Genomic DNA, 6,034 nt, shown 5'->3' with positions numbered 1-6,034 from the left:
GAACAGTTGAATCAATTATTAAACGAATTGGATTCAGGGTGAAAATATCAGGAGCGCAATGGAAGATTGAGAGCGTTCCCTCTATCCTTTCTCTTCGCTGTGCTTATCTCAACGGTCAACTTTCAATTTGATGTATTTGCCAAAGTGAGATGCACCCAACTTTACAAACAAGGCGCTGTTGTATTAGTGACAGGAAAAGTCAAACAAGATAGCTATGGTAAAACCATCAGCAACCCAACAGTTAAAGTTGTTAGCTTTGAAGATGCTAAAGCCAGCACGACCTCTATTGTACCAGTTTACCGCTTAACTAAAGGCTTAACTAACGAGCTAGTCCGGCATTGTATTCGTGCAGCACTTGACTGTGTTGGTTTTATTGAAGACCCGCTGCCACAAGGACTTCGCAAACGTTTTGGGTTAATAACTATCCAAAAAGCGATCGCACATATCCACTTCCCCCCTGACAGCAAGACCCTCGAATCTGCCCGCCGCCGCTTAGTTTTCGATGAATTCTTCTACTTGCAATTAAGGCTGTTACAGCACCGATATACCTTGCAACAACAGCAAGGATACTCCCTAAGCTCAACAGGAAAACTGCTATCTCGATTTTACAAAAATCTGCCTTTCACCCTTACCAAAGCACAACAAAGAGTCATTGATGAAATTCTGTCAGACATGAGCAAACCAACTCCGATGAATCGCTTAGTACAAGGGGATGTCGGTGCCGGCAAAACAGTAATAGCAGCAGTCGCCATCCTTGCAGCAATTCAATCCGGTTATCAAACAGCACTAATGGCACCGACTGAAGTGTTAGCTTCCCAACACTACCGCAAACTCAGTGAATGGTTTGAGCCGCTGGGATTGTCTGTAACGCTGTTAACAGGCTCCACAACAGCTAAGAGTCGCCAAGAGATTGCCAAAGGATTAAACTTGGGGCTTCTTCCCTTGCTAATCGGTACTCACGCACTGATTCAAAATACGGTAAGCTTTAAGAAACTGGGTTTAGTGGCGATCGACGAACAGCATCGATTTGGAGTTCAACAGCGGCTCAAGTTGCAGCAAAAAGGCCTTAGCCCTCACATCCTGACAATGACAGCCACACCCATCCCCAGAACTTTAGCCCTGACACTGCACGGAGATTTAGATATCAGCCTACTGGACGAATTGCCACCGGGAAGACAGCCAATTCAAACTCAGCTATTTACGAGTAGAACTCGCCACAAAGCTTACGAAAAAATTCGACAACAAATCCAACTGGGCTATCAAGCTTACATCATTTTGCCACTTGTCGAAGAATCCCAAAAGCTTGACCTCAAAGCCGCCATTGAGGAACATCGATATTTGAGTGAAAATGTTTTCCCCAATGTCAATATCGGGCTGCTACACGGCCGCATGAGTTCAGCCGAAAAAGAAACAGAAATCGCCAACTTTATTGCCCATACAACTCAAATTCTCGTGTCCACGACGGTTGTTGAAGTCGGAGTTGATGTCCCCAATGCCACAGTCATGTTAATCGAACACGCGGAACGATTTGGACTGTCGCAATTGCACCAACTCAGAGGCCGGGTAGGACGGAGTACGGCACAATCTTACTGCTTGTTGGTGAGCGATTCCAAATCCAGCAATTCGAGAGAGCGGCTGAAGGTAATGGAAACTTCGCAAGACGGCTTCTTTCTAGCAGAGATAGATTTGAGATTGCGAGGGCCAGGTCAGGTATTAGGAACCCAGCAGGCCGGACTGCCAGAACTTGTCAAGGCTGATTTAATCAACGACCAGGCCATACTAGAGCAAGCTAGGAAAGCAGCACAGTTGGTAATTGCAAAAGACCCCACTCTGCAACGGTGGCCCAAACTTTCACAAGAATTGTTCCGGCGACAGCAGGTTAACAAACTCGATGCAGAAGCACCACTTAATTAGGAATTGCTGAATTGATAGGAAAAGTAGTCCCTGCAAGGGTTTTGAGCCTATAATTGTCAAAAAAGTGCATGGCTGTAGCCCTCGTCACCAGACTCGGGCTCGCTGCCGTGTCTTGCTAGCAGTCAACTAATATCGCTAGCTTTTCAATTCTTTGCAATAACAATCGAGCACGACCAGAATTTCTAGCAGCAGGTGAGAGGAACGTCGGCCCGATGTCACACAGATTTTTCCACTCATTTCTAAACCATGTTGATAAAAATGCTTTCACTTCTTCGTCTGCTTGCTCCACTTCCTCAAACAAAGTAAAACGCCCGTCGAGTAATGCCACGATGTCTTCAATATCAGAACTAAAATAAAAGTTACCCCCACCTCTACCAATGAAAGCTTCTATGCGTGGAAGCTAGAAGGTAAGGCGTTGAAAAAATTAGAATTTGCCTACTACTTGGGAGTTGGTAAGAAATAGAGTTAGCAATACCCGGCCTGTACCAGCGATTGGAAAAGCCTAATACAGAGGAGTCGCACGGCATGACATCAATTAAAATGCCCTCATACTGCCAGCGACACAGCGGTGCGCCCGGCTCTGTACTCTCTTGAAGTCCGAGAGTTCGCAACAAGTCTGAGAGCCGATAATATTCAGCTCTGGATATGATTTCGACGACACAATCAACATCATCAGTAGGTCGAATGTCGGGGGCCGCAGCTTCATCCAGATAAAGCGATATTGTTGCCCCTCAATAGAAGACGATGGTAGCGGGTACTTGAGAGAGTACCCGGGCGACTGTTTCCAGCATCCATATCTGCTGGTTCATAGAGTGACGAGCCTGTTTTCAAGTTCACCTTCTGCTAAGCGTTGCTCCCGCACCCGACCTACCCTGAGTGCGTCAATCAGGCTAAGTAAAGCGTAGAGTTCTGGATCTTTCTTGGCCGCTTGGGGGACACAGCGGTACAGGGGCGCGATCGCTTGCCCCCTCACCATACCGTCTGGATCTGGCCATACATAAGCTTCCAAAGGTGAGGCAACCAGCTTACTTTTCAATGGTTGGGCCGAATGCGCGGTTGGCATTCCCCGACTTAAGGGGCCGGGTTGGGTGTAGAACACATAGCGCAGTCCGTGAACCAAGAATTCAAGCAGTGCTTGCCTCACAATCGTCCTATTTTCGCCCTGATAGAGGCCTGCTGCTTCACATCGAGAAAGTGCTGCGTGAACTTCTGACGCGCTCATACCTAAGCTTTTGGCAAGGGTGCTGTACGTCCAGGGAGCTGACTGCCAAGTGTGGACTTTTAATATTGCAACTATATCTTGGGGTTTTAGCATCACTTTTGGCGATCGCTCACTTTCCTTCATTCTACATTCGCGAATAGCGAATAAGCGAGGTGTACCGGATTAAGTTTGCCGGGAGGCTGAGTTTTTTAGCCAGCCCGTGTGGCTGGTGGTGAAGAAGTCCCTATCTCCGCTTGAAATATCATAGCGGGCGATCGTTAAATATTCTGCTTTTAACAGGTGATCGTCAATAAACTAGGAACTATAAATAATTGCAACTGGTGGTCAATTTTTATCTAAACACCCAGTTGATTGTGCATATAGCTTTTCTCAGGTACATGAGGTACAGGTTTAGATTTTAGATTTTAGAGTGGGGAATTGAGGAATTTTTGATTAATCCCTAAATATCTCACTTGCTTGAGGAGCGCTATAATTCCTCTACTGCTTTTGCCAGCGAGCATCTACCCCTCGCCCCCTCCAAGTGCAAACGTCCAGCATCTCTCTCCCGGCGCAATAAACGCCGAATCAAATCAATGCCCACCGTCGGACACTTTTCTTGTAACTCTCTAATGGAAAATTCTTGAGGTAAATTATTAATTGCATCCAATACGATCGCCGTTTTCGTTCCTTTTGCAGAGGTAACATAACCCACCCGCTGCTCAAATTTTCGATAAGCCGACAGCAGCATGACTCCTAAGAAATACTCCCACCAAGGTAATAGGTTATGCTGTCTTTCATGCCAATCTTGGGAAGATTGATCAAGCGTATCGTAGTAGCTTTCCTTAGTTCGTTCTACAATCCGTTCTAAACTAATAAATCGCCCTACTTCGTAACCCGCTTTGTACAGCAACAACAGCGTCAACAACCTTGCCATTCGCCCGTTTCCATCTACAAATGGGTGAATGCACAAGAAATCCAAGATATAACTGGGAATCAGCAATAACGGCTCTATTTCACCAGATTCCCAGAGGCGATTAAACCGTTCTTGCAGGCTTTCCATTGCCGCAGGAGTAGCATAAGCGGGAGTAGGTTGAAACCTCACCACTTTAGTCCCGTCAGGATAAGTAGCGCTAATTTCATTATCCACTGTTTTCCAGCGCCCGCCTGTATTAACAGCAAATTGGTAAAGGTCGCGGTGCAGTTGTAAAATGACACCTGTACTAAAAGGAATGTGAGTATAACTGGTGTGAATTGTGGTTAGCACGTCCCGATAACCCGCGATTTCTTGTTCAGAACGATCGCGCGGCGTTGTTTTTTCTGTTACTAATTTCTTAATACGTTCTAGCGGCACCGTAATGCCTTCAATGCGGTTAGAAGATTCGGTACTCTGAATAACCGCAGCTTGGCGCAAAGTGCCTAAAACTTGTGGGGCTTGTTGCTTGAATAACTCCTGCTTTCCCTTGTATTCTCCAATCAAGCGAATCGTTTGAAGAAGTCTTTGGTTGAGCTGTTGACTTTCAATGAACCCGTCTTCAAATGATAGCATATCTATCTAATCTCCTTTGTATTAATTATAAACATTTATTGCAGTCAATAACTCGGATATTGCGTGCGGTCAATCAAAACTTTGAAACCAGATCGCCAACAGAATCAGCACCAAATTCAGGTAAATAGGTAAGGCGATAATTGCTTTTCGCCATAGCCCTTGCCTCTCTCGTTGTCCAGGGTTTGACGCTCAGCAAATCGGGTTCAGTTTTCAGTGGCTCTAAAAAAGAGCGATCGCCCGTTACTTCCGCAATCGCCAGAGCAATAAATTTGCAGCAGCTCAAAGGAGCCTGAACCACCTGCTTTTCAGTAAACCGAACCACAATCCAATTCCACTCTAAGAATAGTTGATTGCGGCGGAGATCGCGGTCAACATCGCAGCAGTGAGTTGGCTTTTTAGATTTGCCAGCATAAGGTTCATCAATCTCCACATCAATTCCTATCCCAGATGGAGTGTGAATGACAGTAAAATCTGCTGAATAACTCCTCCGAGATAACGGAATTTCAAACTCCGCCCCCTGTAAAACTCCCTCGAAATACCGCTGCAAGCTCAGCAAAAACTTTTCTTCACTCACTCCTTGCTGAGCTTGAGATATGCCTGTCGAACTAACCCTAAGTGACATCAAGTCCTTGAGCAATCGATTTCTGTACTGTAAGTCATTTCGGACACTTTTTGAAACTGTCTGCAACCGTTCTCTTCCCAGCTTACAACTAGAAACTTCCTGCTGTCTTTTGGATAAGATCTCTTGTTCTTTGTACTCAATAACCTGCTGCTTGTATCTGGATAGCAGTTTTTGACGGCAACCGAATACATAACTATAAGCAGCGCCAATTAAACATGAATAAGCAGTTACTACCAACAGCAACTCCCACCACAGCAAACCCCACGCAATAGTTAACAGCCCAAGAGCGATCGCACCATAGAGCCAAAACAACCAAATTAACCACAGCAACTTGACAGGTAACACTACAGGTGGTTGAGGTGGTTGAGACAAAACAACAGATTGCCCGAATTCTTGAGTTTCTTGAATTGGGGATGATGTGGCACAACTAGAACTTACCTCTGGCAAAGGATATTGGTGACAGAACTCTATTATCAATTTTGGGTACAAAATTATTGGATAACTCATCTCTTTAAATCTCCCTTTTTTTTTAAGAGCGCTGTCGCGCTATTTTTAAGAAAATCTTTTTGAACTATATGCAAAAAGTTACCCAATCAAACTCCCACAAAACAACTCATACTCAACGAGTTAACAAAATTCACAACGACCAACAGGTTTCTCTTGAGTTAGAACCCGAAACAATGGCTGCACTTACTCAAATCGAAGCACGCCGCGATTATTACCACACCTGCATCAACGGAGGATACTAAAA

The 6,034-nt window shown here is 45.2% G+C and carries 5 protein-coding genes and 2 pseudogenes; 3 read left to right on the top strand and 4 right to left on the bottom strand.

The genetic code is table 11. From position 1 onward, the window contains the following. A pseudogene (locus K4039_RS23230) lies at window positions 1–131 on the top strand (ISKra4 family transposase); the annotation flags it as partial. 31 nt (window positions 132–162) lie between these two features. Further along, window positions 163–1,914: pseudogene (gene recG, locus K4039_RS23225) on the top strand (ATP-dependent DNA helicase RecG); the annotation flags it as partial. A 115-nt stretch (window positions 1,915–2,029) separates the two neighbouring features. Here recG and K4039_RS23220 read toward each other — a convergent pair. From K4039_RS23220 to K4039_RS23205, 4 genes are all read right to left on the bottom strand, one after another. Further along, window positions 2,030–2,242 (bottom strand): hypothetical protein, encoded by a 213-nt coding sequence (locus K4039_RS23220; RefSeq protein ID WP_265238882.1) that lies wholly within the window; start codon window positions 2,240–2,242, stop codon window positions 2,030–2,032. Window positions 2,243–2,719: 477 nt separating this feature from the next. Then, window positions 2,720–3,259 carry a hypothetical protein gene (locus K4039_RS23215; RefSeq protein WP_265238881.1) on the bottom strand — a complete coding sequence of 180 codons (540 nt, stop codon included), beginning with the start codon at window positions 3,257–3,259 and terminating at the stop codon, window positions 2,720–2,722. Between the two features lie 343 nt (window positions 3,260–3,602). Then, window positions 3,603–4,661 carry a Fic family protein gene (locus K4039_RS23210; protein WP_265238880.1) on the bottom strand — a complete coding sequence of 353 codons (1,059 nt, stop codon included), beginning with the start codon at window positions 4,659–4,661 and terminating at the stop codon, window positions 3,603–3,605. Window positions 4,662–4,734: 73 nt separating this feature from the next. Next, window positions 4,735–5,790 (bottom strand): hypothetical protein, encoded by a 1,056-nt coding sequence (locus tag K4039_RS23205; protein ID WP_265238879.1) that lies wholly within the window; start codon window positions 5,788–5,790, stop codon window positions 4,735–4,737. 68 nt (window positions 5,791–5,858) lie between these two features. Here K4039_RS23205 and K4039_RS23200 point away from each other — a divergent pair, with 68 nt between their 5' ends. Next, window positions 5,859–6,032 (top strand): hypothetical protein, encoded by a 174-nt coding sequence (locus K4039_RS23200; RefSeq protein ID WP_265238878.1) that lies wholly within the window; start codon window positions 5,859–5,861, stop codon window positions 6,030–6,032. Window positions 6,033–6,034: the final 2 nt, after the last annotated feature.

Source organism: Lyngbya sp. CCAP 1446/10 (assembly GCF_026130175.1).
GTDB lineage: Bacteria > Cyanobacteriota > Cyanobacteriia > Cyanobacteriales > Microcoleaceae > Microcoleus.
The sequence above is the reverse complement of the archived record's forward strand: the minus strand, read 5'-3'. Positions and strand labels throughout refer to the sequence as shown.